This window comes from Microbacterium sp. LWS13-1.2, from assembly GCF_040144835.1.
Classification (GTDB): domain Bacteria; phylum Actinomycetota; class Actinomycetes; order Actinomycetales; family Microbacteriaceae; genus Microbacterium.
In genome coordinates this window covers 3,088,909-3,113,222 of sequence record NZ_CP151632.1, presented here as the reverse complement: position 1 = coordinate 3,113,222, position 24,314 = coordinate 3,088,909, and the positions used below count along the sequence as shown (strand labels likewise).

Annotated in this window: 25 protein-coding genes and 3 tRNA genes; 6 read left to right on the top strand and 22 right to left on the bottom strand. The window is 69.5% G+C overall.

Annotated features, from left to right (window positions below; translation table 11 throughout):
• The first annotated feature begins 119 nt into the window (after positions 1–119).
• Positions 120–1,352: an MFS transporter gene (locus MRBLWS13_RS14400; RefSeq protein WP_349426023.1), complete on the top strand. Its 1,233-nt coding sequence runs from the start codon at positions 120–122 to the stop codon at positions 1,350–1,352.
• Between the two features lie 60 nt (positions 1,353–1,412).
• Here MRBLWS13_RS14400 and MRBLWS13_RS14395 read toward each other — a convergent pair whose 3' ends face one another.
• The 17 genes from MRBLWS13_RS14395 to MRBLWS13_RS14315 all read right to left on the bottom strand — a co-directional run bounded on the left by MRBLWS13_RS14395 (position 1,413) and on the right by MRBLWS13_RS14315 (position 16,799).
• Positions 1,413–2,207 (bottom strand): MBL fold metallo-hydrolase, encoded by a 795-nt coding sequence (locus MRBLWS13_RS14395; protein WP_349426022.1) that lies wholly within the window; start codon positions 2,205–2,207, stop codon positions 1,413–1,415.
• A 27-nt stretch (positions 2,208–2,234) separates the two neighbouring features.
• Positions 2,235–3,080, bottom strand: coding sequence for a pantoate--beta-alanine ligase (gene panC / locus MRBLWS13_RS14390; protein WP_349426021.1), 846 nt, complete (start codon positions 3,078–3,080; stop codon positions 2,235–2,237).
• Complete coding sequence (locus MRBLWS13_RS14385) at positions 3,077–3,793, bottom strand: Rossmann-like and DUF2520 domain-containing protein (RefSeq protein ID WP_349426020.1); 717 nt, start codon at positions 3,791–3,793, stop codon at positions 3,077–3,079. The genes panC and MRBLWS13_RS14385 overlap by 4 nt, the downstream gene beginning before the upstream one ends.
• Complete coding sequence (locus MRBLWS13_RS14380) at positions 3,790–5,589, bottom strand: PH domain-containing protein (protein ID WP_349426019.1); 1,800 nt, start codon at positions 5,587–5,589, stop codon at positions 3,790–3,792. The genes MRBLWS13_RS14385 and MRBLWS13_RS14380 overlap by 4 nt, the downstream gene beginning before the upstream one ends.
• Complete coding sequence (locus MRBLWS13_RS14375) at positions 5,586–6,167, bottom strand: PH domain-containing protein (protein ID WP_349426018.1); 582 nt, start codon at positions 6,165–6,167, stop codon at positions 5,586–5,588. The genes MRBLWS13_RS14380 and MRBLWS13_RS14375 overlap by 4 nt, the downstream gene beginning before the upstream one ends.
• Positions 6,109–6,606, bottom strand: coding sequence for a DUF3180 domain-containing protein (locus MRBLWS13_RS14370; RefSeq protein WP_349426017.1), 498 nt, complete (start codon positions 6,604–6,606; stop codon positions 6,109–6,111). Before MRBLWS13_RS14370 ends, MRBLWS13_RS14375 begins: the two co-directional genes overlap by 59 nt.
• Complete coding sequence (gene folK, locus MRBLWS13_RS14365) at positions 6,603–7,163, bottom strand: 2-amino-4-hydroxy-6-hydroxymethyldihydropteridine diphosphokinase (RefSeq protein WP_349426016.1); 561 nt, start codon at positions 7,161–7,163, stop codon at positions 6,603–6,605. Before folK ends, MRBLWS13_RS14370 begins: the two co-directional genes overlap by 4 nt.
• A complete protein-coding gene (gene folB / locus MRBLWS13_RS14360) occupies positions 7,160–7,555 on the bottom strand; it encodes a dihydroneopterin aldolase (RefSeq protein ID WP_349426014.1) in 396 nt (131 codons plus the stop codon). Before folB ends, folK begins: the two co-directional genes overlap by 4 nt.
• A complete protein-coding gene (gene folP / locus MRBLWS13_RS14355; protein WP_349426012.1) occupies positions 7,528–8,361 on the bottom strand; it encodes a dihydropteroate synthase in 834 nt (277 codons plus the stop codon). The genes folB and folP overlap by 28 nt, the downstream gene beginning before the upstream one ends.
• Positions 8,358–8,963 carry a GTP cyclohydrolase I gene (gene folE, locus MRBLWS13_RS14350; RefSeq protein ID WP_349426011.1) on the bottom strand — a complete coding sequence of 202 codons (606 nt, stop codon included), beginning with the start codon at positions 8,961–8,963 and terminating at the stop codon, positions 8,358–8,360. The genes folP and folE overlap by 4 nt, the downstream gene beginning before the upstream one ends.
• Before the next feature lie 9 nt (positions 8,964–8,972).
• Positions 8,973–10,979: an ATP-dependent zinc metalloprotease FtsH gene (gene ftsH, locus MRBLWS13_RS14345; RefSeq protein WP_349426010.1), complete on the bottom strand. Its 2,007-nt coding sequence runs from the start codon at positions 10,977–10,979 to the stop codon at positions 8,973–8,975.
• Between the two features lie 146 nt (positions 10,980–11,125).
• Positions 11,126–11,677: a hypoxanthine phosphoribosyltransferase gene (gene hpt, locus MRBLWS13_RS14340; RefSeq protein WP_349426009.1), complete on the bottom strand. Its 552-nt coding sequence runs from the start codon at positions 11,675–11,677 to the stop codon at positions 11,126–11,128.
• Positions 11,678–11,687: 10 nt separating this feature from the next.
• On the bottom strand, positions 11,688–12,140 hold the full coding sequence (locus MRBLWS13_RS14335) for a hypothetical protein (RefSeq protein WP_349426008.1): 453 nt from the start codon (positions 12,138–12,140) through the stop codon (positions 11,688–11,690).
• A gap of 66 nt (positions 12,141–12,206) precedes the next feature.
• Positions 12,207–14,105, bottom strand: a complete 1,899-nt coding sequence (locus tag MRBLWS13_RS14330) for an alpha/beta hydrolase (protein WP_349426007.1) — start codon at positions 14,103–14,105, stop codon at positions 12,207–12,209.
• Positions 14,102–14,371 (bottom strand): hypothetical protein, encoded by a 270-nt coding sequence (locus MRBLWS13_RS14325; RefSeq protein ID WP_349426006.1) that lies wholly within the window; start codon positions 14,369–14,371, stop codon positions 14,102–14,104. The genes MRBLWS13_RS14330 and MRBLWS13_RS14325 overlap by 4 nt, the downstream gene beginning before the upstream one ends.
• Before the next feature lie 107 nt (positions 14,372–14,478).
• A complete protein-coding gene (gene tilS, locus MRBLWS13_RS14320; RefSeq protein ID WP_349426005.1) occupies positions 14,479–15,474 on the bottom strand; it encodes a tRNA lysidine(34) synthetase TilS in 996 nt (331 codons plus the stop codon).
• A 158-nt stretch (positions 15,475–15,632) separates the two neighbouring features.
• Positions 15,633–16,799: an IS30 family transposase gene (locus MRBLWS13_RS14315; protein ID WP_349426003.1), complete on the bottom strand. Its 1,167-nt coding sequence runs from the start codon at positions 16,797–16,799 to the stop codon at positions 15,633–15,635.
• Between the two features lie 207 nt (positions 16,800–17,006).
• Between MRBLWS13_RS14315 and MRBLWS13_RS14310 the strand changes: the two genes are divergently transcribed.
• Complete coding sequence (locus MRBLWS13_RS14310; RefSeq protein WP_308866032.1) at positions 17,007–17,540, top strand: inorganic diphosphatase; 534 nt, start codon at positions 17,007–17,009, stop codon at positions 17,538–17,540.
• A gap of 66 nt (positions 17,541–17,606) precedes the next feature.
• Here the strand turns inward: MRBLWS13_RS14310 and MRBLWS13_RS14305 are convergent, their stop codons facing one another.
• Positions 17,607–19,001, bottom strand: a complete 1,395-nt coding sequence (locus MRBLWS13_RS14305) for a M23 family metallopeptidase (RefSeq protein WP_349426002.1) — start codon at positions 18,999–19,001, stop codon at positions 17,607–17,609.
• Positions 19,002–19,218: 217 nt separating this feature from the next.
• Here MRBLWS13_RS14305 and MRBLWS13_RS14300 point away from each other — a divergent pair.
• The 3 genes from MRBLWS13_RS14300 to MRBLWS13_RS14290 all read left to right on the top strand — a co-directional run bounded on the left by MRBLWS13_RS14300 (position 19,219) and on the right by MRBLWS13_RS14290 (position 19,533).
• Positions 19,219–19,291: transfer RNA gene (locus tag MRBLWS13_RS14300), tRNA-Glu, on the top strand.
• A 20-nt stretch (positions 19,292–19,311) separates the two neighbouring features.
• Positions 19,312–19,385 (top strand) — tRNA-Asp (locus tag MRBLWS13_RS14295).
• A 75-nt stretch (positions 19,386–19,460) separates the two neighbouring features.
• Positions 19,461–19,533 (top strand) — tRNA-Phe (locus MRBLWS13_RS14290).
• 116 nt (positions 19,534–19,649) lie between these two features.
• Here MRBLWS13_RS14290 and MRBLWS13_RS14285 read toward each other — a convergent pair.
• The 4 genes from MRBLWS13_RS14285 to MRBLWS13_RS14270 all read right to left on the bottom strand — a co-directional run bounded on the left by MRBLWS13_RS14285 (position 19,650) and on the right by MRBLWS13_RS14270 (position 23,072).
• Positions 19,650–20,150: a tyrosine-type recombinase/integrase gene (locus MRBLWS13_RS14285; RefSeq protein ID WP_349426001.1), complete on the bottom strand. Its 501-nt coding sequence runs from the start codon at positions 20,148–20,150 to the stop codon at positions 19,650–19,652.
• A gap of 93 nt (positions 20,151–20,243) precedes the next feature.
• Entirely contained in the window at positions 20,244–20,855 is a 612-nt protein-coding gene (locus MRBLWS13_RS14280) for an Arm DNA-binding domain-containing protein (protein ID WP_349426000.1), read from the bottom strand.
• Between the two features lie 148 nt (positions 20,856–21,003).
• On the bottom strand, positions 21,004–21,567 hold the full coding sequence (locus MRBLWS13_RS14275; RefSeq protein ID WP_349425999.1) for a small multidrug efflux protein: 564 nt from the start codon (positions 21,565–21,567) through the stop codon (positions 21,004–21,006).
• A 935-nt stretch (positions 21,568–22,502) separates the two neighbouring features.
• Positions 22,503–23,072, bottom strand: coding sequence for a TetR/AcrR family transcriptional regulator (locus tag MRBLWS13_RS14270; protein ID WP_349425998.1), 570 nt, complete (start codon positions 23,070–23,072; stop codon positions 22,503–22,505).
• Positions 23,073–23,408: 336 nt separating this feature from the next.
• On the opposite strand from MRBLWS13_RS14270, the gene MRBLWS13_RS14265 reads away from it, so the two are divergent.
• Positions 23,409–24,209, top strand: a complete 801-nt coding sequence (locus tag MRBLWS13_RS14265) for a MerR family transcriptional regulator (RefSeq protein WP_349425997.1) — start codon at positions 23,409–23,411, stop codon at positions 24,207–24,209.
• Positions 24,210–24,314: the final 105 nt, after the last annotated feature.

Genomic DNA, 24,314 nt, shown 5'->3' with positions numbered 1-24,314 from the left:
TCCCGCACCGCAGGACGCTCCCCCGACCGGACTGGGCACGACTCTTGGCCGGGTGGCTCCCGACGAGTAGGGTCGGGGGCGCTTCTCAGGGCGCTCCCTCGGCCGAACGGATCGAGACCATGTCGCGAGCTCACTCCACGATGTCGGATCGCAGCGGGTTCTGGGCCGTGGCGGCCGCCTTCACGACCGTGACCGCGTATGCGACGGTCCCGACGCCGCTGTACCCGCTCTACCAGGCGGCGGACGACTTCCCCGTCCCGGTGGTGACGCTCATCTTCTCGGCGTTCGCCGTCGGCGTCGTGTTCAGTCTCTTCTTAATCGGCCACATCAGCGACTGGGCGGGAAGGCGGCGAATGGCCATCGTCGCAGTTCTGATCTCGGCCGGTGCATCCGTCGTGTTCATCCTGTGGAGCTCCGTGCCCGGTCTCATCACCGCCCGCTTCATCGACGGCGTGAGTGTCGGAACGCTCACCGCCGCGGCGACAGCCCACCTCGCCGAAATGCGCGCGCGAGCACGACCCGCAGAAGCCGCGATCATCGCCGCCTCCGTCGCAGGAGCGGCCAATCTCGGCGGACTCGCCCTCGGCCCGCTCATCGGCGGGCTCTTCGCCGAGTTCCTCCCCGACCCTCTCGAGCTCCCGCACATCGTGTTCCTCGTGCTCTTCCTCGCCACGGCGGCGGTGCTCCGCGCCGTGCCGGAGACGATCGACACCTCCGCGGCTCGTCCGGCGTACCGCCCGCAACGGCTCGCCTTCCCGTCCGGATCCCGCTCGACATTCGCAGCGGCAGGCATCGGCGCGGCCGCCTCGTTCGCTCTCTTCGCTCTGTTCACCTCGCTCACGCCGACCTTCCTGCACGAGACCTTCCACGTGTCGGACCACCTCGTCGACGGCGCGACGGTCTTCGCGATCTTCGGCGCTGCGGCAACCGCCCAGCTCGTGCTCGTGCGCGTCGCACAACGGACACAACTCGTCATAGCGATCGTGTGCTTCATCGTCGGGCTCGTCTCGATCTCGGCAGGCGCGGTCGCGCCTGTGCTCGCCCTCTTCATCGTCGGCGGCATCGTCGCCGGTGCCGGCGCCGGGATCATGTTCCGCGCGGCCATCGCCGGCGCGGGAGCGCTGGCCGCGCCCGGCCGGCGCGGTGAGACGCTCGCACTCCTCTTCCTCATCGCCTACGGAGGACTCGTCGTACCCGTACTGCTCGTCGGGTGGAGTCTGACGTTCGCGGACGAGACGACCGTGCTGCTCGTCTTCGCCGCGGTGGTCCTCGTCGCAACGCTCGGCGCCGGCATCGCCATGCGTCGTCAGCTGCCCGAGGCGCGCGCGCAGTCGGGGGAGAGCGCGCGATGAGAACTCAGCCCAGAGAGCGCCTCCGGGCTTCCCGCACGCCCGGTGGGCCCGATCGGACGCTCAGGGGAAGTCGATCGGCTCGCCGAGCGGCGCCCACCGGACGCGCTCGCGCACCGCTCCGGGCGCTGCCGCCAGCACTCGGGTCGCCTCGTCCTCCTGCTGCGAGAAGTGGCTCCAGCCCTCGACGTGCACGGGCACGGCCGCACCCGGTTCGGCGAGTCCGATGAGCTCGATCGCGTCGTCGGCATCCATCGTGTAGGCGAGCGGTCCGGTGAGCGGGAACCTCACCGCACCGATGTGCACCAGGGCGACATCGGGGTGCATTCCGGCTGCGACGCGGCGCAGCGCGGGGTACATCACGGTGTCGCCCGTCATCCACAGCGCCGGGTGCGCGGCGCCCACGCCCGCCAGCGCGAAGCCGACGACCGGACCGACGATCGGACGCGTGAACGGGGCGCCGTGCCGGCACGGGGTCGCCGTGACGACGAGGTCGGGCTTGCCCTCGGCGGTGAGGGTGACCGTGTCACCGGCGCGCAGGCCGCGTGCGTCGGGGTGCGCACCCGTGGCCGACAGCCGCTTGGCGCCGGCGACCGTCGTGAGCACCGTGCGCCCGACTCCCAGGCCCGCACGGCCGGCGTCGTCGAGGTTGTCGGCGTGATCATGGTGACTCACCAGCACGAGGTCGACGTCGCCGATGTCGGCGAGCGCGATCGCGGGGCCCGTGGTCTTGCGCGAGGTCGTCCCGAGCGCGAAGGAGTAGGTGCGCCCCGGCGGGTCGAAGGTGGGGTCGGTGAGGATCCGCCACCCTTCCCATTCGACGAGAGCCGTCGGACCGCCGATCCGTGTGATGCGCATGTCGTCTCCTCGGTCCGGTGTCCGCGCTCAGCCCAGGTAGATCTCGGCGTTGTCGATCAGCCGGTGGCCCGCCACCGTCGCGGCGATGAGCGCGAGCGCGGGTCCGCTGGTGCCTTCGTCGACCGGAAGGAACGTCGCCGGATCGACGACACTCAAGTACTCCAGGCGGATGCGCGGCTCACCCATGAGCGCCGACTGGGCCGCGGCTATGCACGCGTCGATGCCACGGTCGGCGTTCGCGGCGGCGGCGTCGAGCGCCGCCGGAAGGAGTGCCGCGGCCGCGAGGTCACGGTCCTCGAGCATCCCCACCCGGGTCGACACGGGAAGGCCGTCGTCACCGCGCACGGTCTCGACCGTCGCCACCTCGACCTCGAAGAACAGGTCGCGGATCATGCGGCGCACGAGGAACACGCGCTGCCGATCCCGCTCGCCGTACACGGCGACGTCGGGCTGCACGAGATGGAACAGCTTCGCCTCGACGGTGAGCAGGCCGTCGAAGTAGAACGGGCGCGAGCGCCCCTCGTACCGCAGGCCGAGATCGCCGGCGGTGACCTTCGTCGTCGCCGAGCCGTCGGGGAGCAGCTCCTTGGCGTCGGGCGCGAAGACCACGTCGACCCCGAGCGACTCCAGCAGTCGGGCGTCGTCGTCGGGGGTGCGTAGATACGCGGCGAACTCCGCCTGCGAGGCGAAGCGCAGCGGATTGACGAACACCGACACGACGACGATGTCGGCGACCTCACGCGCTCGGTGCACGAGGTCGATGTGGCCGTCGTGGAGCGCCCCGATGGTCGAGATGAGTGCGACGCGGGCCTCGGGTGCGGCGGCGCGGACCTCGGCGAGCCGAGCACGCAACTCGTCGATGGTGCTGATCATCCTTGGATCGTAGCGGGGGGTTCGCCGGTCACCGGACCAGAGCCGGCCTCGGCGAGCGCGTGGTCGAGCGTCGTGTGCGCGAGCGCCGACAGGAACGAGCCCGGATACGGGATGCCCGCGTCCGCCAGCAGAGCGGCAGCCTGGTGCACGATGGACCGCGAGAAGACCCGCGCCGTCGCGATCGCCTCGCCGTACGCCGGCCGTGCCGATTCGTCCACGACGACGGGCTCGCAGCCGAGTTCCACGGCGAGGGCCTGCGCGATCGGAAGAACGGGTCCGGGTGCGGTGACGGCCGCGTAGGCGCTGGCGAGGGCGCGCAGATCCATCGACGTGCCGCTGAACTCGATCGCTGGATGGACCGCGAGCGGGATCGCGCCCTTGGCCACCGCAGGAGCCAGGATGCCGGCACCCCAGGCCGGATCCGTGTGCAGCACGAGCTGTCCCGGCTGCCACGCCCCGACCTCGGCCAGACCCGTGACGAGCCCTTCGAGCTGGTCGTGCGGCACGGCGATGATCACGAGCTCGCTGCGCCGGGCGACCTCCGTCGCGTCGAGTACCGGGACGCCCGGCAGGATCGCCTCGACCCGCTCCTGGTCGGAGCCCTGCGTGATCCCCACGAGCGCGTGTCCGGCGCCGCCGAGAGCGGCACCGAGCACCGGTCCGACGCGACCGGCGCCGATGATGCCGACTCCGAGTCGTCCGTCACGGGTCATGTGCGATCCTCCCCCGCATCCGCGGCCGGGGGCGCGCCGGCACCCGCGGGCGCCGGCGCGGGGTCCGCGGGCATGAGGTCCGCCGGCTCCGGTGCGCCCGTGTCGTCCTGGGCCCAGCGGTGGGTGCGGTCGGTGAACGCCGCGCGCACCGAACCACACGCAACGCCGTCGAACAGCGCCAGCGCGCTGTCGCGGTCCACCGCCGCCAGGAACGGCGACACCGGCCCCGCGACGACGTGCGCACGCACGTTCGTCACGCCCGATGCACGGTCGAGGGGCCCCTGGTACAGACCGATGCTCTGCAGGCGGGCGAGCGGCAGGATCACGAGTTTGCGCCACACGATGCCCCGACGCATCAGGAGCACGTCGTCCGTGAGACGGAAGCCGTTGCGCCGGTAGGACAGCGGCACGATCCACCACGCACGCTTCGGCGTGTTCGTGAAGGTGTCGGTCTCGCCGGGTCCGAACATGCCCTCCTGCACGACGAGCGCCCGCTCCTCGTCGGGCAGCCCCGGCTGCAGCAGCCGCAGCACGCGCTCGACGTCGGCGGCCGTGCCGACCGGCAGCGTCGTGGTGAACTGGTCCGTGCTGCCGTCGGCCGCGCTGCGGCCGGTGAGCCTGTTGATGCGGACGGTCCACCAGCCGGCGGGGCGCCACATGATCGGCTGCGTCACCTCGACCGCATGCACGCGGCCCGGGGGGACGATCTCGGTGATGGTGGTGAAGAGGCCGAACGTGATCCGGACGCCGTCGGGCGTCGGGGCGATCGCGTACCGCAGCGAGCGGACGATCGAGCGCAGCCAGTAGGCACCGAAACCGATGATCGCGGGGACGAAGCCGAACAGCAGCCACGTGATGCCCTGGCCGACCCCGATCACGATCGCGATGATCGCGAACAGGAGCCCGAGCGTCGACATGCTGAGGATGTGGGAGGCCACGAGCCGGCCCACCGGGATGTGGACGACCGACTCGAGCTCGGTCACCGGCGCTTCGGGGCCCTCGATGAGGCCGGTGATCTCACGCCCTACCGTCTGGCTCAGCGTCGCGACCCTGCCCGCGCGCCGGGGGCCGGGGGCGCCCGCGGGACCGGCGGCCGCCGACAGGCGACGCCCGGAAGCGAGGCGCAGGATGTCGGCGCGGACGGCTTCCGCGTTGGCCGTGGACAGGTACTCGAGCTTGACGTTGGCGTCGGCCCCTGCGCCGACGACCTCGAGCTTCGCCATGCCCAGCAGCCGCGCGATCATGGGACGGGTGAGGTTGACGCCCTGCACGCGGTCGAGCGGGGCGCGGCGCTGCGTGCGGAACAGGATGCCGCTGCGCACCTCGACGTCGTCGTCGGTGATCCGGAACGTGTGGAAGCGCCACGAGGTGTAGAACACCGCGACGAGCACGATGAGGGCCGCGAGCACCGCGAGTCCTGCCAGCACATAGAGGTTGTTCGCGATGATGAAGTCGATCGGGTCGCCGCCTGCGCCTTCCCACTCGCCGACCTCTTCCTCGATGTCGGGGGCGAGCCACGGCAGGAAGATGAACACGAGGCGATCGCGTAGGTTCGCGAACACGATGCCGATGACGACGATCAGGAACAGCCCGCCGCGCAGCAGCGGCGTGAGCGGGTGGAGGCGATGCCACTCGCCGTCGCTGAGCGGAGAGCGCACAAGCTGCGACGGGGGCGCGCCCGGGACGCCGGGCGAAGCGCCAGGGGCGCCGGGCGACGCGCCCGGGGCGCCGGGCGACGCGCCAGGGACGCCGGGCGACGCACCGCTGCCTTCGACGGGGCCGGGGATCGAGGTCATAGACCCGTGCGCCGACTCTCGGCGACCTCGACGAGGTGGTCGCGGAGCGTCTCGGCGGTGGACTGCTCGAGCCCGGGGATGACCACGCCGGTCGCCGCGGCCGCGGTGACGAACTTCAGCTGGGCGATGCCGAAGCCCCGGTCCAGCGGGCCATGGGTGATGTCGATCAGCTGCATGCGGCCGTAGGGGACGGCCACGAAGCGCTGCCACAGGATGCCGCGGCGGAACACCAGGTCGTCGTCGCGGAGCTGGTACCCGATCGAGCGGGCCTGGCGCGGCAGGATCACGAGGGTCCACGCGAGGATCACCGTGAGGATGCCGCCGGGGATCCACGCCCACAGCTGGTGCATGAGCAGCGTGAGCACCAGAGTGGCCGCGATGACGAGCAGCAGGAACGAGCCGGTGGAGATCAGCTGCACCGTCACGTACTTCGGCGAGATCTGATGCCAGACACCGCTTTCGAGCACGAGCCGGTTCTCGGAGCGCGGCTCGGCGATCCGCCCGAACGTGCTCCCCGCCTCAGTGGTCGTGGAGGCGGGGCTCGAGTCCGGGGTCGTCGCCTCCGGGCTGTTCGTCATCGTCGTCCTTCCGGATGGTGCACAGGTGCTCCGCGACAAGACCCGCGGCGACCAGCAGGGCGCCGCTCACGGTCGTCGCGATGACCGCTCCCAACGAGCCTAGCGAGGGCGCGACGGGCCGGGTCGCCAGGAAGACCCACAGCCCTGCTCCCACCCCGCCGACGGCGGCGCCCACGATGCTGGAGGCCTTCGCCAGCATCGCGATGCGCACGGCGCGGAAGGGGTCCACCTTCGACGTCGAGGTGCCGCGCGTGGCGCGGCGGATCGGGATCGCGAGCGCGATGACGAGAGCTCCGAGCAGCACGAGGAGGATCGGCAGGGTGACGGCCGGAGTGAAGGTGGGGCGTCCCGCCGACGTCAGGAGCTGATCGACGATGAAGCCGGCCGCGACGCCGAGGATGGCGGAGATGGCCAGCACGCCGGCACCGGTGCGCTTCATCGTCCTCCCGCCTCACGCAGCCGCCGGAGGGCGTCGTCGACACGCCCCGTGCCGGGAAGCACGGCATCGGGGTCGACGGCGAGCCACGGTCCGAGCACGAAGTCGCGCTCGGCGGCACGCGGGTGGGGCAGCAGCAGTCGCGGGTCGTCGCTGACGACATCCCCGTAGGCGATCAGGTCGAGGTCGAGCGTGCGATCCTCCCAGCCGGGCTCGCTCGCCGTGCGAGTCGCAGAGCGCACGCGTCCGTGCCGCTGCTCGATCGCGTGGAGGTAGCCCAGCAGCACCGACGGGGCCAGGCGCGTGGTGAGGATCGCCACGGCGTTCAGATACGCCGGCGCGGCGGCATTCGGCCCGTCCGGCTTCATCGCGACCGACTCGATCGGCTCCGACACCCGCACGGCGTCGACGAGCGGCACGCGGGCCAGGTCCTTGATCGCGGCCGTCATCGTCTCGGCGCGCTCGCCCAGGTTCGCCCCCAGGGCCACGACGGCCTCGACGGGTCCGCGCGGATGACGCTCGACGTCGCCGTCGAAGCCCTGAGCCAGGCGGCGGTTCATGCAACCTCCCCATCGAAGAGCTCTTCGCGCCGGGCCCGCCGGATCGTGACCGACACGTCGGCGAACGGCACCGTGATGGGCGCCTGGGGCTTGTGGACGGTGACCGCGACCATCCTCACGCCGTCGCGTGCGAGCAGGTCGTCTGCGATGCGGGCCGCGACGCCCTCGATGAGGTTCAGCGGCTCGCCGCCGACCATCTCGACGATGCGTTCGGCGACCTCGCCGTAGTGGACCGTGTCGGCGACGTCGTCGGACTCCGCCGCCTGCGCCGTGCTGACGTAGAGGGTCGCGTCGATCACGAACTCCTGGCCTTCACGACGCTCCTCGGCGAATACGCCGTGGTACCCGAATGCACGGACACCGGTCAGCGTGATCTCGTCGATGAAGTCCATCGGCTTCCTTCCTGCCAGGCGCGCGCAACGGTGAGAGCATCGCGCGTGCCGGCGACATCGTGCACGCGCACCGCCCACGCTCCCGCCTGGGCGGCGAGCGCGCTCGTCACCGCCGTCGCGAGATCCCGGCGGGCTTCGGCGGCTTCGGCGGGGTCGTCCGCGAGTGCCTCCGCGAGGAACTTCTTGCGGCTCGTGCCGAGCAGCACGCGCGGCCCGACACCGACGAGCCGGTCGAGCCCGCGCAGCATCGCCCAGTTCTGGGCGCCCTTCTTGCCGAAGCCGATGCCGGGGTCCACGATCACGCGCGACGGGGCGATGCCGGCGGATGCCGCCGCCTCGATGCGCGCGCGGAGCTCGGTGACGACCTCGTCGACGACGTCGCCGTACTGGGCCCGCGCGTACATGTAGGTCGAGTGCCCGCGCCAGTGACTGAGCGCGATGTCGGCGTCCGTGGCAGCGACCGCCGCAAGCATCTCCGGGTCGGCCAGGCCGCCCGACACGTCGTTGACGATGCGCGCCCCTGCCTCGACGGCGGCGACGGCGGTGGGGGCGTTCATGGTGTCGATGCTGACCACGACTCCCGCGTCGGCCAGCGCCCGCACGACGGGGAGCACGCGCTCCCGCTCGACGCGCGGGTCGACGCGCTCCGCGCCGGGGCGGGTCGATTCGCCGCCGACATCGAGCAGGTGGGCGCCGTCGGCGCGCAGCCGCAGCCCGTGGGCGACCGCGTCGGCGGCATCGAGGTAGCGTCCGCCGTCGCTGAACGAGTCGGGCGTCACGTTGACGATGCCCATGATGAGCGTCATCCGCGGATCCCCGAAGGCCGCGATGCCCCGATCAGCGCGACCAGCTCGGCACGCGCCGCGGGCTCGGCCAGCTCGCCGCGTGCGGCGATCGTCACGGTCGAGGCATCCGGCTGGCGCCCGCCGCGCATCGTCACGCACTCGTGCGTCGCCTCGAGGACGACCAGCACACCGCGCGCGTCCAGGGATGCCGCGATCACATCGGCGATCTGCTCGCCGAGACGCTCCTGCACCTGCGGCCGCGACGACAGGATCTCGACCACCTTGGGCAGCGCCCCGAGCCCGACGACCTGCTCGCCGGGCAGATACGCGAGGTGCGCATGACCGCGGAACGGCAGCAGGTGGTGCTCGCACACCGAGCGGAACAGGATGTCGCGCAGCATGACCGCACCGGACGGCAGCGTGTCGGGTGCCGGCCCGCGCGACACCGAGATGGTGCGCGCGAGCGGGGCTGCGGCATCCTCTCCGACTCCCGCGAAGAACTCGGTGTACGCGTCTGCCACGCGCTCGGGCGTCTGCCTCAGGCCGGGGCGCTCGGGGTCTTCGCCGATCGCCTCCAGCAGCTCGCGCACGAGCGCGGCGATGCGCTCACGGTCGACGGCCACAGGCCGAGCCTACGCGGTCGCGGGGCGCGCCTGTCCGGACGGACGACGCTTGGGCGCCTTCTCGGCGGCCGGCTGCTCGGCCTCGACGCTGGCTGCGAGGCCCGCGTCGTCCCGGCGCTGCGGCACGTCGATCGGGGGCAGGGTCGACGGCGGGCGCTGCTCGCTCGACAGCCACTGCGGGCGCGGCGGGAGGCGCTTGACGTCCTTGAAGATCTCGGCGAGCTCCAGGTGGTCGAGCGTCTCCTTCTCGAGGAGCTCCAGGGCGAGCTTGTCGAGCACGTGGCGGTTCGCGTTGATCACCTCGTAGGCCTCGTTGTGGGCCTGTTCGATGAGGTCGCGCACCTGCGTGTCGACGCGCTCGGCGATCCGCTCCGAGAACTCGCGGCCGTGACCCATGTCGCGGCCCATGAACACCTCGCCCGACGACTGCCCGAGCTTGACCGGTCCGATGTCGCCGGTCATGCCGTACTCGGTCACCATCTTGCGGGCGATGCCGGTCGCCTTCTCGATGTCGTTCGACGCACCCGTGGTCGGATCGTGGAACACGATCTCTTCCGCGACGCGACCGCCCATCGCGTAGGTGAGCTGGTCCTGCAGCTCGTTGCGGGTGACGGAGTACTTGTCGTCGAGCGGCAGCACCATCGTGTAGCCGAGGGCCTTGCCGCGCGGGAGGATCGTGACCTTCGTGACGGGGTCGGTGTGGTTCATCGCCGCCGCCGCGAGCGCGTGTCCGCCCTCGTGGTACGCGGTGATGAGCTTCTCCTTGTCCTTCATCACCCGGGTGCGGCGCTGCGGGCCGGCGATCACACGGTCGATGGCCTCATCGAGCGCGCGGTTGTCGATCAGCTGCGCGTTCGAGCGCGCGGTGAGCAGGGCGGCCTCGTTCAGCACGTTGGCGAGGTCGGCACCGGTGAAGCCGGGGGTCTTGCGGGCGACGACCTCGAGGTCGACGCCGTCGGCGAGCGGCTTGCCGCGGCCGTGCACCTCGAGGATCTTGGTGCGGCCCTTGAAGTCGGGCGCGTCGACGCCGATCTGGCGGTCGAAGCGGCCCGGACGCAGGAGTGCGGGGTCGAGGATGTCGGGGCGGTTGGTCGCCGCGATCACGATGACGTTGACCTTGGGGTCGAAGCCGTCCATCTCGACGAGCATCTGGTTGAGCGTCTGCTCGCGCTCGTCGTGACCGCCGCCCATGCCGGCGCCGCGGTGGCGGCCGACGGCGTCGATCTCGTCGATGAAGATGATCGCCGGGGAGTTGTCCTTGGCGTTGTTGAACAGGTCGCGCACGCGGCTGGCGCCGACGCCGACGAACATCTCGACGAAGTCCGATCCCGAGATCGAGTAGAACGGCACACCCGCCTCGCCCGCGACGGCGCGGGCCAGGAGCGTCTTGCCGGTTCCGGGAGGGCCGTACAGCAGCACGCCCTTCGGGATCCGGGCGCCGACAGCCTGGAACTTCGACGGGTCCTTCAGGAAGTCCTTGATCTCTTCGAGCTCTTCGATCGCCTCGTCGGAGCCCGCGACATCCTGGAAGGTAACCTGGGGCATCTCCTTCGTCACGAGCTTCGCGCGCGACTTGCCGAACTGCATGACCTTGCTGCCGCCGCCCTGGGCGCTGGACATCAGGAACCAGAACAGCAGGCCGAGCAGCAGGATCGGGAGCAGGAGCGACAGGAATCCGTCGAACCAGGTGGCGCGCGGCACCGCGTCGTTGAAGCCGTCCTCCGGGTCGGCCGCGTTGACCGCGTCGACGACCTCGGCGGCACGGGCGGTGACGTAGTAGAACTGCACGTCCGTCGCGCCGTCGTACTCCTTCGAGAGCTTCATGTCGACACGCTGATCGCCGTCGGTGTTGACGACCTCGGTGACGGTGTCACCGGAGAGCAGCTCGAGGCCCTCCTGCGTGGAGATCTGCTTCGCACCGTTCAGGCTCGAGATGAGCGAGAACCCCACGATGAGGAAGACCCCGATCAGCAGGACGTAGAAGAGCGGGTTGCGGGTGATCTTCTTGAAGTCCATGGCGCGGGCGAGAGCCCGACCCCTTTCGTCGACGTGCCATCGAGGACAGGAGAGCGCCCGTCGACGGTTGAATCAGGGTATCGCGCGCTTCCTAGGCGTCGACTGTGCATTCGCCCCGGGCGTAATCCCCGCGTCCACGGCGCTGACTACGAGTAGACGTGAGGTGCGAGGACCGCGACGTCGCGGAGGTTGCGGTACTTCTCGGCGTAGTCGAGGCCGTACCCGACGACGAACTCCGTCGGGATGTCGAAGCCGACGTACTTGCAGCGCACCTCGACCTTGGCGGCCTCGGGCTTGCGCAGCAGTGCGAAGACCTCGACGGATGCCGCGCCGCGGGCCGCGAAGTTCTCCAGCAGCCAGCTGAGCGTGAGGCCCGAGTCGATGATGTCCTCGACGATCAGCACGTGCTTGCCGAGGATGTCGGTGTCGAGGTCCTTGCGGATCTGCACGACACCGCTGGACTTGGTGCCCGCGCCGTACGACGAGACGGCCATCCAGTCCATCGTGATGTGCGTGGTGAGCGCACGGGAGAAGTCCGCCATCACCATGACCGCGCCCTTGAGGACGCCGACCAGCAGCAGGTCCTCGTCCGCGTAGTCCGCGTCGACCTGCGCCGCGATCTCGTCGAGCTTGGCTCGGATCTCCTCCTCTGTGACGAGGACTTCCGTGAGGTCGCTGGAGACGTCGGCCGCGCGCATGGGGACGAGTCTACGTGCCGGAGGCGTCGGCGCCGCGGACGGTCTGCGGGCTCACCACGAGCACCTCGACGACTTCGGCCATCTCCGGCCGCGTCTGCACCCACGTCACCTCGATGTACCACTCGCCGCCGTCGAGGTCCTTGCGGTACCCGTCGGTGATGCGGGCGCCGCCCTCGGTCTCGCGGACCTTCGACTCACGCCAGCCGTCGGCGGTAAGCCCGGCGGCGATCGCCGCGGCCGCGTCGGCCGAGGCATCCGTCTCCGCCGCGAGGTTGAGGCTCTCGCGGGCCTGCCACCAGGCGGGGTCGGATGCCGACGCCGATCCCTCGGCCGGGGCGTATCTCGGTTCGGACTCGGCGAAGCCGGACTCGGGATCGAGGTCCGCCGGAATCAGCGCCACCGTCTCGCTGAGGAGGCGGTCCGCCTCGGTCTGGTACTCGTCGAGCCGGCTTTCGGGCGTCATGCTGCATCCTCCCAGGGCGAGCGCGAAGAGGGCGACGGCGACGGCGGCGAGGAGTCGGCGCACGGCTCAGTCGACCTCCGTGTAGACGGGTTCGTAGTCGTCGCGGTCGATGCCGTCGATCACGATCGGCTGCCCGCCCGCGACGATGATCTCGTTCTCGGCGTACACCTCGGCCTGTCCGCCGGTGATCACCGCGACCATGTTCTCGAACGCCGTCGATCCGGGTGTGTACAGCGAGCTGTGGCTGTCGATCGCCGACGGCATGCCGTTGCCGGCGACGTTGTAGTCCTCGATGTCGTCGCTGTCGGCGCGCGCGGCGTCGATCACGCCCGTCTCGAGGCGCGTGACCCCGCCGGCGGTGAGAGTCGACTGCCCGTGGAGGGCGTGCAGGTCGCCCTCGCTGCCCTGGATGAGCCCGACGACCATGTCGTTGCGGCTCATCATCGCGTAGTGGGGCACGTCTGAAGTATGCGGGAAGTCGTCCACTCCCGAGACACCGTCGCCCATGCCCGCTGCGGCGACGTAGAGCACCCGGTCGGCGCGCAGCCCCGCCGCTTCGGCGAGCCCGACGGCCGCTCCGCCGTAGCTGTGGCCGAGCACGGTCAGCGTCGCGCTGCCGGGGACGGCGATGCCGGCGGCGAAGTCGCGCAGCCGCGGCGCGAGGTCGTGCGAGTACGACGTGCTCATCGCCTCGGGGATGGACTGCGGGAACGCCCCGCCCGCCCACTGGAACACCGCGGTGCTGGGGCCGGCGGCCGCCTGCAGGTCGGCGGCGCGGTCGTCGCCGAAGTCGGTCATGTTGGATCCGGTGCCGGGAACCGAGATGGCCACGGAGCGCACCCACGACGGAATGTCGCCGGTCACGGGGTCGAGGGGCCCGTGATACGTCGCGATGGCCTGGTGCGCCGGGTCGAAGACCACCACCCGGGCGCCGGTCTCGGTGCGCACCGCCCCGGTCTCGTCGACGACCTGGATCTCCTGCGTCAGCAGACCCTCGTAGTAGTCGATCAGGCGCTGCTGCTCGGCGATGAGGTCGTCGTACACCTGCTCGACGGCGCCCTGGCCCTGGTAGGAGCGGTCCACCGCGGCGTCGCGCAGCCGTTCCAGCCGCTCGATCTCCGCCTCGCGGGCAGCGATCTCGTCCTCGATGTTGAGGCGGTTCGCGGCGACGCGGTCGCCGATGGGGATGCCGTCGAGATTGCCGATGACGTGCGGGGACGCCGCGATCAGCGCATCCTTCTCCGCCCGGTCGAGGCTGTCCCAGACCTGCCTGATGAGCTCGGGGTCCCCGAGCGCGGCGATCTGCTCGGCTGTGACGGCGTCGGTGTCGCCGGCCCACAGCGCCGTAGCCGCGACGAGGCCTCCGGCATCCACGACACCATCGTGGGTGATCTCCGCGATGAGCGGGATGCCGGCCAGCCGAGCAGCCGTGTCGTGGTCGAGCTGGTCGCGCTCGTCGCGCAGCGCGTTGTACGCGTCGCGCGAGCCGCGGTAGTCGTCGATCGCCCCCTGCCAGCGGTCGAGGAGCGAAGGGTCGTCGAGATAGAGCCACGACGGGAGCACGTCGTCCCACTCCAACGTCCAGCCCACGACGAACTCCGACGCCGCGTTCAGCGCGATGGAACGCCGGGTCTGGATCGCCGCGTGATCGGACTCGGCCTCGTCCCGCGCCGACGCGGCGCGGCGCTGCAGGTCGGCCAGCGCGTCGGCGTGCTCGTCGAGCACCACGGCCGCCTCGTCGGCGGCGTCCGCGACGTCGGTGAAGCGGCCGGCGGCCACGCTGATGGGCGGCCTCAGCGCGTCCACGCTCACGGCCGTGACAGCGGTGAGCGCGCGCAGCGCGCTGTGCGCGTGGGTGCTGCGGTCGCGCTCGGCACCGGCCCGGGCGCGGAAGAACGCGGCGAGGTCGCGGATCCCGTCGACACTGCCCTCGCCGGGGTCGGCCGCCAGGCCCGGCAGCGTCATCCGGAGGCCCCGGCCAGCTGGGCGTCGAGTGCGCGGAGCTCGGTGTGGACCGTGTCGACGTCCACGGAGAGGTCGTGGCCGACACCGGCGAGCGCGCTCATGGCATGACGGATGACGGCGTCGATATCGCCGAGGGCCGACTCGACGACCGGCGACCCGAGGACGCCGAAGGCGGGACAGAACCCGTCGACCGGGGCGTCGCCCGCCTTCTGCAGGCTCCGCACCGCCTCGGCGAAATCTGAGTCTGCGAACTCGACGTCTGCCATGATCGCCACCCTATCCGGGCGCGGGCAGGCGCCCGGAGGGGACAATTCCCCATGCTCAGCCGGGGCCCGCATGCGTCGCCGTGTCTGAGCCTGCGGCTGTCCGCAGGTCAGCGCGCGGCGAACTCGATGCGGCCGCCGACGCGACGAGCGCGGCATCCGGGCAGATCGATGGGCCCCTGGCCCGACCAGTCGGTGGCGAGGCGCGCCACCTCGATCGTCTGCGACCGCGTCAGGCTCTGGTGGAACTCGCTGGCCACCACGTGCCGGATGATGCGGTTCCGCAGCGCGGCAGGGTTGGCCGCGAGAGCCGCGACCGACACCGAGATGCCGGCTTCGGCGTGCTCGACGATGTCTTCGATCGTCTCGTCGATCATCTCGTCGAAGGCCTCGGCGTCTTCGCGCAGCTGCGCGGCCGTGCGAGCGAGCGCCTCGGCGATGCCCGGCCCGAGCTCGGCCTCGAGCACCGGCAGCACAGTCTCGCGCACGCGCACCCGCGCGAAGCGGGGATCGCCGTTCTGCGGGTCGTCCCAGGGGTCGAGCCCCTCGGCCGCGCACGCCGCGCGCGTCGTCGTCCGGCGCACGTCGAGCAGCGGGCGCAGCACGAGAACGCCGTCGAGATCGGCGCCTGCGGCCATGCCCTGCAGGCTGGCGGCGCCGGCGCCGCGCGCGAGTCCCAGCAGGACCGTCTCGGCCTGGTCATCGAGCGTGTGGCCGAGCAGGATCGCCGTCGCGCCGGCGGCGCGGGCCGCGTCGAGCAGGGCGGCATAGCGCGCCTCACGAGCGGCGGCCTCCGGCCCGCCGGCTCCGGTGACCTCGACGCGGACGACGCGGGCGCCGAGTCCGAGCGCCTGCGCTTTCGCCATGGCGGCGGCCGCGGCATCCGTCGACCCGTCCTGCAGTCCGTGGTCCACCGTGACCGCTGCGGCACGCAGACCGAGCTTCGGCGCCTCGAACGCGGTCGCCGCGGCGAGGGCGAGCGAATCGGCGCCGCCAGACAGCGCCACGACCAACGTGGCACCCGGCTCGAGGCCGGTGAGTGCCCGCCGCACAGCGAGGCGCACCTCGGCGACGGCGGGGTCGAGTCCGGGTCTGCGCTCCTCCACCCGCCCACCGTACCCGGCGACCGAGGCGAATCGCCTAGCGCCTCACGACTCCGCCCGGTGCAGCGCGTTTCGTCTCGCTCGTTCCTCGCTCGCTCAACGACCGGACAACGCCGACCCCGCTTCGTCTCGCTCGTTCCTCGCTCGGCGGATTCAAGCGGTCATCGCAACAGGACAGATTTGATGATCTCATTCGGGGTCTGAAACTCGAGTCGCTTGCGGGGTCGGTCGTTGAGTTCGTGGGCGACGGCGTCGAGCTGTCCTTCGGTGAACCCATCGAGGCTGGTGCCTTTCGGGAAGTACTGGCGAAGCAGCCCATTGGTGTTCTCGTTGATGCCGCGCTGCCAGGGCGAGTGCGGGTCGCAGAAGAACACGTCGATGCCGGTATCGATGCGGACCTGTTCCCAGTCGCGCATCTCCGGACCCTGATCCCACGTCAGCGCGCCACGCAGCTGCACCGGGAGCTGTTGAATCTTCCGCGTCAGCGCGGGAGCGACTTGGTCGGGTCTGTAACCGTCGGGCAGGTGAACGAGCATCGTGAAGTTCGAGTGCCGTTCCACGAGAGTGCCGATCGCAGACAAGTTCCCCGCGCCGATGATCAGGTCGCCTTCCCAACTTCCTGGGACGGCGCGGTCGCTCGCCTCCGGCGGCCGCTTCGAGATGTTGACCATGTTGGGGATCCGGTTCTTCCTCTGTCCCACCTTTCGGCTCGGGTGGCGTAGCCCCCGCCCGGTGCGTAGATACCGGGTCAGCTCCTGTTTCAGCGCCCCACGGGACTGCACGTAGAGCGACTGGTAGATCGTCTCCGCGCTCACCTGCATCTCCGGCTCATCGGGGAACTCTCGCCGCAGCCGGCCGGCGATCTGCTCCGGCGATCGGCGCTTGGCCAGGTCCTGCTCCACTCTCGCACGCAGCGGCAGGTTGGTCGCGAGCTTCGCGGGCTTCGGCCTCTCTGCGCGACCGATCGCCGTCATCTGCGCCGTCGACGCCCGATACCGTCCGCGCACGGCGTTGCGGGTCAGTTCCCGCGACACCGTCGACGGCGCGCGTCCGATCCGTCTTGCGATCGACCGCACCGACTCGCCGCTGGCGACGCCGACCGCGATCTCTTCCCGCTCGACGAACGACAGATACCGCCCCTGCAGATTCCGGCCACGACGCGGCCTGACCCCGCCGGCAGCAACGAGCATCCGTTTCGCGGTCGTGCGATTCACGCCGATCTGCTCACCCACCTCGCTCGCGAACAGGCCGGCCTGAAAGCCCGCCCACGCCTGCTGAACCGCATCCAGCCGAAACCGCAACGCCAACTCCGCCACAACACTCTCCACTCAGTAAGTGTTGCGACCACCGCAAGAACCCAAGGCTCGCTCAACGACCGGACAACGCCGACCCCGCTTCGTCTCGCTCGTTCCTCGCTCGCTCAACGACCGGGATACCTGTACCCCGGTCGTTGAGCGAGCTTGCGAGACGAAACGCCCAGAACCTCCGGACTAGGCTTGTCGCGGCATCCCACGTCTTTCCGAAGGAGTACCACTATGGGCGCGTACGACGCCGTCATCGAGATCCCGCGCGGCAGCCGCGTGAAGTACGAGGTCGACCACGGCACCGGCCGGGTCTTCCTCGACCGCATCCTCTACACCGCGTTCGGGTACCCCACCAACTACGGGTTCTTCGAGAACACCCTGGGCGAGGACGGCGACCCGCTCGACGTGCTCGTGCTGCTCGACTTCGACCTCGCCCCCGGCGTGCTCGCGAGCGTCCGCCCGGTCGGCGTGCTGAAGATGAGCGACGAGGCCGGCGGCGACGACAAGGTCGTCGCAGTGCTCGGCAAGGACCCGCGCTGGGCGCACATCCAGGACGTGAACGACATCCCGGAGTTCACCCGCAAGGAGATCGAGCACTTCTTCGAGCACTACAAGGACCTCGAGCCCAACAAGTGGGTCAAGGTCGACGAGTGGGCGAGCGCGGCCGAGGCCGAGCGTCTCGTCGGCGAGGCCTTCGACCGCTTCAAGGAGCACGAGGGCCAGACCGCGACCCAGGGTGAGGGCGTCGCACCGAACACCCTCTGACCACTGTTGTCAAGCGAAGAGCGGATGCCGTCGGCATCCGCTCTTCGTCGTTTCAGAGTGTGTGGGTCAGACCGAGACTCCGCGGTCGGCCATGAAGTAGATCGGGTTCACCGGGGAGTTGTTGACGTACGTCTCGAAGTGGACGTGGCAGCCGAACGAGTTGCCGGTGTTGCCCTCGCTCGCGATGAGCTGGCCCGCATTGACCCACTGCCCCACGCCCACGAAGATTCCGCCGCTGCGGATGTGGCCGTAGCCGCTGCCGATGCCGCCGCCGTGGTCGATCTTGATGTAGTTGCCGTAGCCGCCGTTCCAGCCGGCGTACACGACGCGTCCGGCCGAGGCGGCGTAGATGCCCGCCCCGCAGCCGGCGGCGAGGTCGACGCCATAGTGGAACCCGCTGGAGCAATAGCTGTTGCCGCACTGCACGGTGCGGGGGCCGTAGCCCGAGCTGCGCCAGCCCGACGATGGACGCGCCCAGCCGGATCCGACGACGGCTCCGGCGCCGCCGCCACCTCCGCCGCCACCGCCGTTCTGCTGGGCGAGGCGATCGGCCTCGGCCTTGGCTGCTGCGGCGGCCGCGGCCGCGGCGGCGGCTTCGGCCTCTTTGCGGATGCGCTCGCCCTCTTGATAGTCGGCGACCGTCTTGGCGACCGTGTCCTGCAGGGCGGCGAGTTGCGCCTCGAGCTCGCCGCGCTTGGCGTTCTGCGCGTCGAGTGCGGCCTGTGCCTCTTCGGCAGCCTTCTGCGCGGCGACCATCTTCTCTTCGGCGACCTTCTGGAGCCGGTCGCGCTCGGCACGCTGCACCGCGGCCTGATCGCTCAGGCTCTGTGCCGAGTCGCGGGCGGTCACCGCCTGCGCGTAGACGTCCTGGTTGCGCTGCACGAGCTTGTCCATCGTGCCCAGGCGAGCGAGCAGGTCGTCGGCCGACGAGGCCGAGCCCGCGAAGAAGAGCTCAAGCGATGTGTCGTCGCCACCGTTGCGATACAGCTGGGCGGCGACGCGGCCGGCCTTGTTCGCGGCATCCACCGCAGCCGCCCCCTGCGTGTCGGCCTGCTGCTGCAGCTGGTCGGCACGCAGCGCCGCGTCGAAGTACGCCTGCTGCGCGACGTAGAACTCGTCGGCCAGCTGCTGCGCGATCTGCTGCTTGGCAGCGACATCGGCCTCGAGCCCGGCGATCAGCTGCTGGATCTTGGTGACCTCGGCGGCCTTGGCCGCCTCGTTGTTCTTCGCGGCGACGACGTCGTCCCACGACGGGTAGTCCGCGGCGTACGCGGGGCTGACGAGCGGGCCGACCGTGCCGGCGGTCGCGCTCAGCGCGGCGACGCCCAGAATGCCCAGTCCCAGCGCCGTGCGCCGGTTCATCGCGGGCCATAGCCGCCGCTGCTCGCTCGCGGAAGGGGCGCACCCGCACTCCGCGCCGTCGTCGGCAAGGGTCTTCACGGTGACGTTTTCGGGCTGCACCGGGTCCTCCCCTCGCGGCGTCAACTCGTTTCACACTAGCAACATCAGTAACATGCGCAACCCCCAGTGGCGCATGTCGGCCGCCGCCTCGGGCAGCGGTCACCCGGTCAGTCTGCGCCCGGGCGACGGGATCCACAAGGGCGCCACGCCCTCGATTCGCGTTTTGCCCAGTGATTACGTATGCTTGGTCCTCGGCAGTGAGCCCCAGGGTTCACCCGGCCCCATCGTTTAGCGGCCTAGGACGCCGCCCTTTCACGGCGGTAGCACGGGTTCGAATCCCGTTGGGGTCACTCCCAAAATTCAAAAGCATGGCCCTGTAGCGCAGTTGGTTAGCGTGCCGCCCTGTCACGGCGGAGGTCGCGGGTTCAAGTCCCGTCAGGGTCGCTCCGAGCGACGGGCCCTTTTTTCGAAGAGGGCCCTTCGTCTAGGACGCGGCAGGTCTTGTATGAGATGCCGCGCGGCTCTGTAGCTCAGTTGGTAGAGCGTTCGACTGAAAATCGAAAGGTCACCGGATCGATGCCGGTCGGAGCCACTGAAACCCTCTCCTAGCTTCTACATGGAGGGGGTTTCGTCCTTCCCGAGGAATTAGGCGGATCTCGCGGCATCTCCGGCTGGTGATCGAGCCGCAGATTCGACCAATTCTCGTGGTCAAAGCGAAGGGTTCGGACCGTCGTCGGAAGCTCTTGCCCACGGTTTGCCCACGAACGAATCACGCGCCGCACGGTCGAGAGCGATCGAGACGGACGTCAGATCCTCCGGAAACAGGTCTGCGTACACATCGAGCGTCATTGCGGCTGACGCGTGACAGAGCATTCGTTGCAGAATCTTCACGTTCGCGCCGGCAGAGATCGCGAGGCTCGCGGCCGTGTAGCGGAGGTCGTGAGGAGTGATGTGAGGGAAGCCATCAGGCGCCGAGAACTGAAGCTTGGCGACCGCCGGCGCGAACCCGCGCCGACGGAAGTTTCCGCCCCGGAGCACCGCGCCCTCCCGGGTTGAGAAGAGGAGATCGTTGCGCCGTCCGGTCGCGAGGTGAACGGCGATTCCTTCGTCGAGCAGAGACGGATAAGGAACGATGCGCTGCTCGTGGGTGTTCGGGGTGCCGAAGACAGGGGAGCCACGCACGTCAGCAACCGCGCGACGGACGTGCACAACTCGCTTCGCCACATCTACGTCTGCCGCCCTGCACGTGGCTCAGGCAGTGACGCTCCGCCTTCGAGAGCCTTGGGAGCTCAGGTGCATGAGTTAACAGATGCCGCAGGGGAGTGGGGCGCGCTTGTGAGATGCGAGGGCACCCGACACGACGAGAAAGACATTCCGCGTCGAGGACGCGGAATGCGTCGTCGATAGCCGGGCCACCCCCGATTGCACCTGCGCGTGGTCGATGTCGACGATCCTGACATCGACCCATTCGGGCAACACATGCTTGTCCAGCGAGTTTCGGTAGCCCGACCGAGTCGGCTTGACCCGAATCTTGCTGGCGTACCACGCCTCCGCGATCTCCGAGAAGCGCACGCGTGAGCGACTCGGGTCTACCCACTCGCCTCGCAGCTTCGGCGTCTCGACGGAGGCAAGGAAGTTCTCCGCCTCGCGCTTGGTGCGAAACCCCCGCTTGTCCGTTTGTCGGGGCGCCGGTAGCGCACGCGGTACCGACGACCAGACTTGGACTCGTGGGACTCGACGCTTCCCATATGCATAGCGTACTTTGTTCGTGTGGAACGCCCACAGAGTTAAGCAATATGAGGTCGGACGGTCGAGCAATGCCCGGTCTGGCGGCGAATCTACGTCGACCACTCTCCACCGATCGCCGCCTGCTTCCCAATTAACGGCCACGGTCTCGATGCCTTTCCCAAGCATGGATCCGGGCGCGGGCGGGTGAGCTCGTGCCGCGAGCGGCGCGACCGAGCGCAAACAGATCGACCACCAGGAACAATGCGAACAGCACCCACCAGGGCTGACCGCGATCAACGCGTTCTCGACGGGCTAGATGACGGTTACCATCGCGTCATCCCCATCCGAGCAGCGACACCACGCCGAGCGCGGCGGCGGCCACGAGCCCCGTCCACAGAACGATCGCCACGACCTGCCAGAGGATCACCCAGCCCTTATTGACGCCCGATGCCACGAAGAATGCGGCGGTGAGCTGCGTCGGTAGTGCAAGGGGTGCGAGGATGCTCGCTCCCGGAACGCCGAACCGCACCATCCAGGCGCCGAGACGCTGGCGGCCTTTCGACCGGCGAGTGGGCTTGGTATCGTCCGATGGTGCGTGCTGCCGCGGTTCGAGCACATCGACGGCGGTGGCCCCCTCGGCCGTGACGGTGCGCCGTGCCCGGACGGAGGCGCGCACTCGGGAACTGAGCAGCACAACGATCACCACGCTGAGGATGTTGCCCGCAGCACCCGCAATGGCGGCGACGATGGGATCGATTCCCGCGAGGATGCCGAGGGCGGCGGATCCTTCGCCCTCGATGTAGGGGATCATCCCCAGACCGGCGACGATGAGCGGCTGAACGAACTCCGGGAGTCCTGAGACGAAGTCCTGGAGCCCCTCATACGGGTGGGAAGCCATGACGATTCTTCTTTCTGTGTCGGGTGGCAGGAGCGCCGCGTTCTCCCAGTGAAGACCGTGTCCTCGCCACAGGGACAAGCACGGCCCCCGACTTGACCCTGTGGCGGGAACAGGGTGCGCGATGGGTCCGATGGAGAAGGTGCCGAAATGACCGATAACGTCGCGGATGAGGAGGCGCTCGCACCCCCATCGATCCCCGCTGATCCCTCGCTGGTCGAGGACGTGCTGCTGCTTTTCCAACCGTCATCCGGGATGATCGCCGGAGAGGCGACCCTGTTCTACGTCCTGGTCGGAGCGGCTGTGACCGATCTGGCACTGTCCGGGGCCATTGAGAGCCGACAGGAGCGGCGGCTGCTCCAGCGCGTGCACGCGGTCGGGGACGAGCGCCCCACCGACTCCCTGCTGGCGCCGATATGGGACGCCCTCGAGGAGAAGCCGCGCGGAGCGGGACGGTCCTCGCCAACGTCGGCCCCGGATGCGCGAAACCGCGCTCGAACGCCTCTCTCCCGCAGTTTCACCCCGAGACCCCGTGGAGCGGAGACGTCCTCACGCGGGCCAAGCAGTTCGAGCACGGTGAGTGGGAAGCGACTGCTGCGGCGTCCGCCGTCGCCCGCACCGCCGCTGCGGTCGTCACCAACGCGCTCGTCGTCGCGGTCGCGACCTCGCCCCGCCGATGAGTGAGTTCAATACGTTGACCATGGCAACGGGGTCGAACCCTTGACCCTGTGCCGCCGACATGGTCCGTGCTCAATGCAGACACTCAGTGAAGGAGAACGACATGTCCGTGCGCTTCAGCCGCACCGCCGAGGGCCTGGTCGAGCAGCCAGAGGGCTTGGGAAGCCCCTCCCTTCCTTCACGCTTATCGGCGTGCAGGAACCCTGGCGCCCCGACCTGCTGGTCGAGATCGAGGCCTCTGCCGTGATCGACTGACGCCCTCAGCGCGCTCCGTCGAACGCGACGGCGAGCAGCGCATCGATATAGGCCGCCTCCAGTGACATCCCGTGGAGCAATCGGTACTCGATCACTCCGTAGAGGATGTCGCGGAGGGTCGCCACATCCGTGTCCGCGCGGATCTCCCCTCGCTCTCGAGCGACCGATGCGCGCGCCCGGAAGGCAGTCACGTTCTGCTCGATGACCTCCCTATACACAGCCTCGAGCAGCCCGGAGTCGGATTGGCCAGCCGCCATGACTCCGCGGTAGGCCGCACCGAACCCGGTGGTCGTGATCAGCTTCACGATCCCGACCAGTTGGGACCGCATGTCGGCGAAAAAGTCGCCGGTGTCCGGGAACGTGACGACCGGGTCCAGGCTCTGCGTCGCGGCTTCGAGCACGACGGCACCGACCGAGGGCCACCATCGGTAGATCGTCTGCTTGCCAACGCACGCACGCCGAGCGATGGCCTCGATCGAAAGCTTGTCGTAGCCGAACTCATCGATAAGGGAGATCGAGGCATCGAGGATCGCCTGTCTCGATCGTTCATTTCGGACCGCGGGCACGTTGGCCACCCTAGGTGAAAGTCGACCGCGAAGCAATCCGAGACGGTTCGTATTGATATGGCGGTACAGGTGACGTATCGTTTCGCGAATTCCATCGGAAGGAGGAAGGCAATGAGTTCGTCCCGATCGCACCCCGGGGAAGACCCGCCCCGCAACTCGGATCCCGCGTCGGAAACCACGTCCTATCTCATTGCTCCGACCGTGGGTTGGGTACTGGTCAAGCTCGCGACATCCGCCCCTCACTCCTCTGCTGTCCCAGCGGTACTCAAGATCGACGCATCGAACGCGTTCGCACCTAGACGGCCGGCACGGCGTGCGGCGCACCCCTGATCGGAAGGCGATGTCATGACCTGGAGCACTCGCGAGCTCGCCGAACTCGCCGGCACCACCGTCAACACCATTCGGCATTACCACGCTCTCGGCCTTATGGAAGTTCCGGAGCGCGGATACAACGGCTACAAACACTATGGCGTCCACGATCTGATCCGACTGATCCGCATCCGCAGGCTCGTGACGCTCGGGGTCCCCCTGGCCAAGATCTGCGAGGTCAGCGAGGCAGATGAGAATTCGAGCGAAACGCTCAGGGCAGTGGACGAGGAACTCGCTGCTAGCGTCCATCGACTCCAGCGTTCCCGAGCCGACATCGCCACCATCCTGCGCGAGCGAGCACCGGCCGATGCGCCGGCGGGATTCGAATCCGCCGCATCACACCTGTCGCAGGCGGACACGTCCATCCTCCACGTCTACACGCGCTTGTTCGACGACGGCGCGATGGCAGATCTGAAACGGATGGTCGAAGTGGACGCCCAGTCCGAGGCACTGACCAGAGAGATCGATTCGCTGCTGTCCGACGCTGACGATCAACAACGGCAGCGTCTCGCGGAGCAGCTCGCTCCCGGACTCGTCAGGAACTTGATCGACTACCCGTGGCTGAATGATCCCGCCCAACGCCTGACGCGGAACCGACGAAGGGCGACGCAGACCCTGATAGAGGCCGTCGTGGCGCTCTACAACCCGGCACAGCTCGATGTCTTTGCGCGCGCAGGTGCCCTCGCCCAGGAGCAGCTGCGAGCAGACAGCGCAGCACCCCCCGAGGCGGTCACTGTCGGGTGCACGGATCGCTCGTCAAGAGGCCGAGCGGCCTGATCCCGCGGTGCCGGCGATTGCCAACGTCGACGCGATCGCGACAACCTCGACCCTCACCGCCACGCCCTCACCAGCGAAGGCCGCAAGGCCGTCACCACACTCGCC

Bases quoted from the DNA above. Each gene is read 5' to 3' on its own strand.
- MRBLWS13_RS14400 (WP_349426023.1), top strand. From the start codon at position 120: ATGTCGCGAGCTCACTCCACGATGTCGGATCGCAGCGGGTTCTGGGCC.
- MRBLWS13_RS14395 (WP_349426022.1), bottom strand. From the start codon at position 2,207: ATGCGCATCACACGGATCGGCGGTCCGACGGCTCTCGTCGAATGGGAA.
- panC (WP_349426021.1), bottom strand. From the start codon at position 3,080: ATGATCAGCACCATCGACGAGTTGCGTGCTCGGCTCGCCGAGGTCCGC.
- MRBLWS13_RS14385 (WP_349426020.1), bottom strand. From the start codon at position 3,793: ATGACCCGTGACGGACGACTCGGAGTCGGCATCATCGGCGCCGGTCGC.
- MRBLWS13_RS14380 (WP_349426019.1), bottom strand. From the start codon at position 5,589: ATGACCTCGATCCCCGGCCCCGTCGAAGGCAGCGGTGCGTCGCCCGGC.
- MRBLWS13_RS14375 (WP_349426018.1), bottom strand. From the start codon at position 6,167: ATGACGAACAGCCCGGAGGCGACGACCCCGGACTCGAGCCCCGCCTCC.
- MRBLWS13_RS14370 (WP_349426017.1), bottom strand. From the start codon at position 6,606: ATGAAGCGCACCGGTGCCGGCGTGCTGGCCATCTCCGCCATCCTCGGC.
- folK (WP_349426016.1), bottom strand. From the start codon at position 7,163: ATGAACCGCCGCCTGGCTCAGGGCTTCGACGGCGACGTCGAGCGTCAT.
- folB (WP_349426014.1), bottom strand. From the start codon at position 7,555: ATGGACTTCATCGACGAGATCACGCTGACCGGTGTCCGTGCATTCGGG.
- folP (WP_349426012.1), bottom strand. From the start codon at position 8,361: ATGACGCTCATCATGGGCATCGTCAACGTGACGCCCGACTCGTTCAGC.
- ftsH (WP_349426010.1), bottom strand. From the start codon at position 10,979: ATGGACTTCAAGAAGATCACCCGCAACCCGCTCTTCTACGTCCTGCTG.
- hpt (WP_349426009.1), bottom strand. From the start codon at position 11,677: ATGCGCGCGGCCGACGTCTCCAGCGACCTCACGGAAGTCCTCGTCACA.
- MRBLWS13_RS14335 (WP_349426008.1), bottom strand. From the start codon at position 12,140: ATGACGCCCGAAAGCCGGCTCGACGAGTACCAGACCGAGGCGGACCGC.
- MRBLWS13_RS14330 (WP_349426007.1), bottom strand. From the start codon at position 14,105: ATGACGCTGCCGGGCCTGGCGGCCGACCCCGGCGAGGGCAGTGTCGAC.
- MRBLWS13_RS14325 (WP_349426006.1), bottom strand. From the start codon at position 14,371: ATGGCAGACGTCGAGTTCGCAGACTCAGATTTCGCCGAGGCGGTGCGG.
- MRBLWS13_RS14310 (WP_308866032.1), top strand. From the start codon at position 17,007: ATGGGCGCGTACGACGCCGTCATCGAGATCCCGCGCGGCAGCCGCGTG.
- MRBLWS13_RS14280 (WP_349426000.1), bottom strand. From the start codon at position 20,855: ATGCTTGGGAAAGGCATCGAGACCGTGGCCGTTAATTGGGAAGCAGGC.
- MRBLWS13_RS14275 (WP_349425999.1), bottom strand. From the start codon at position 21,567: ATGGCTTCCCACCCGTATGAGGGGCTCCAGGACTTCGTCTCAGGACTC.
- MRBLWS13_RS14265 (WP_349425997.1), top strand. From the start codon at position 23,409: ATGACCTGGAGCACTCGCGAGCTCGCCGAACTCGCCGGCACCACCGTC.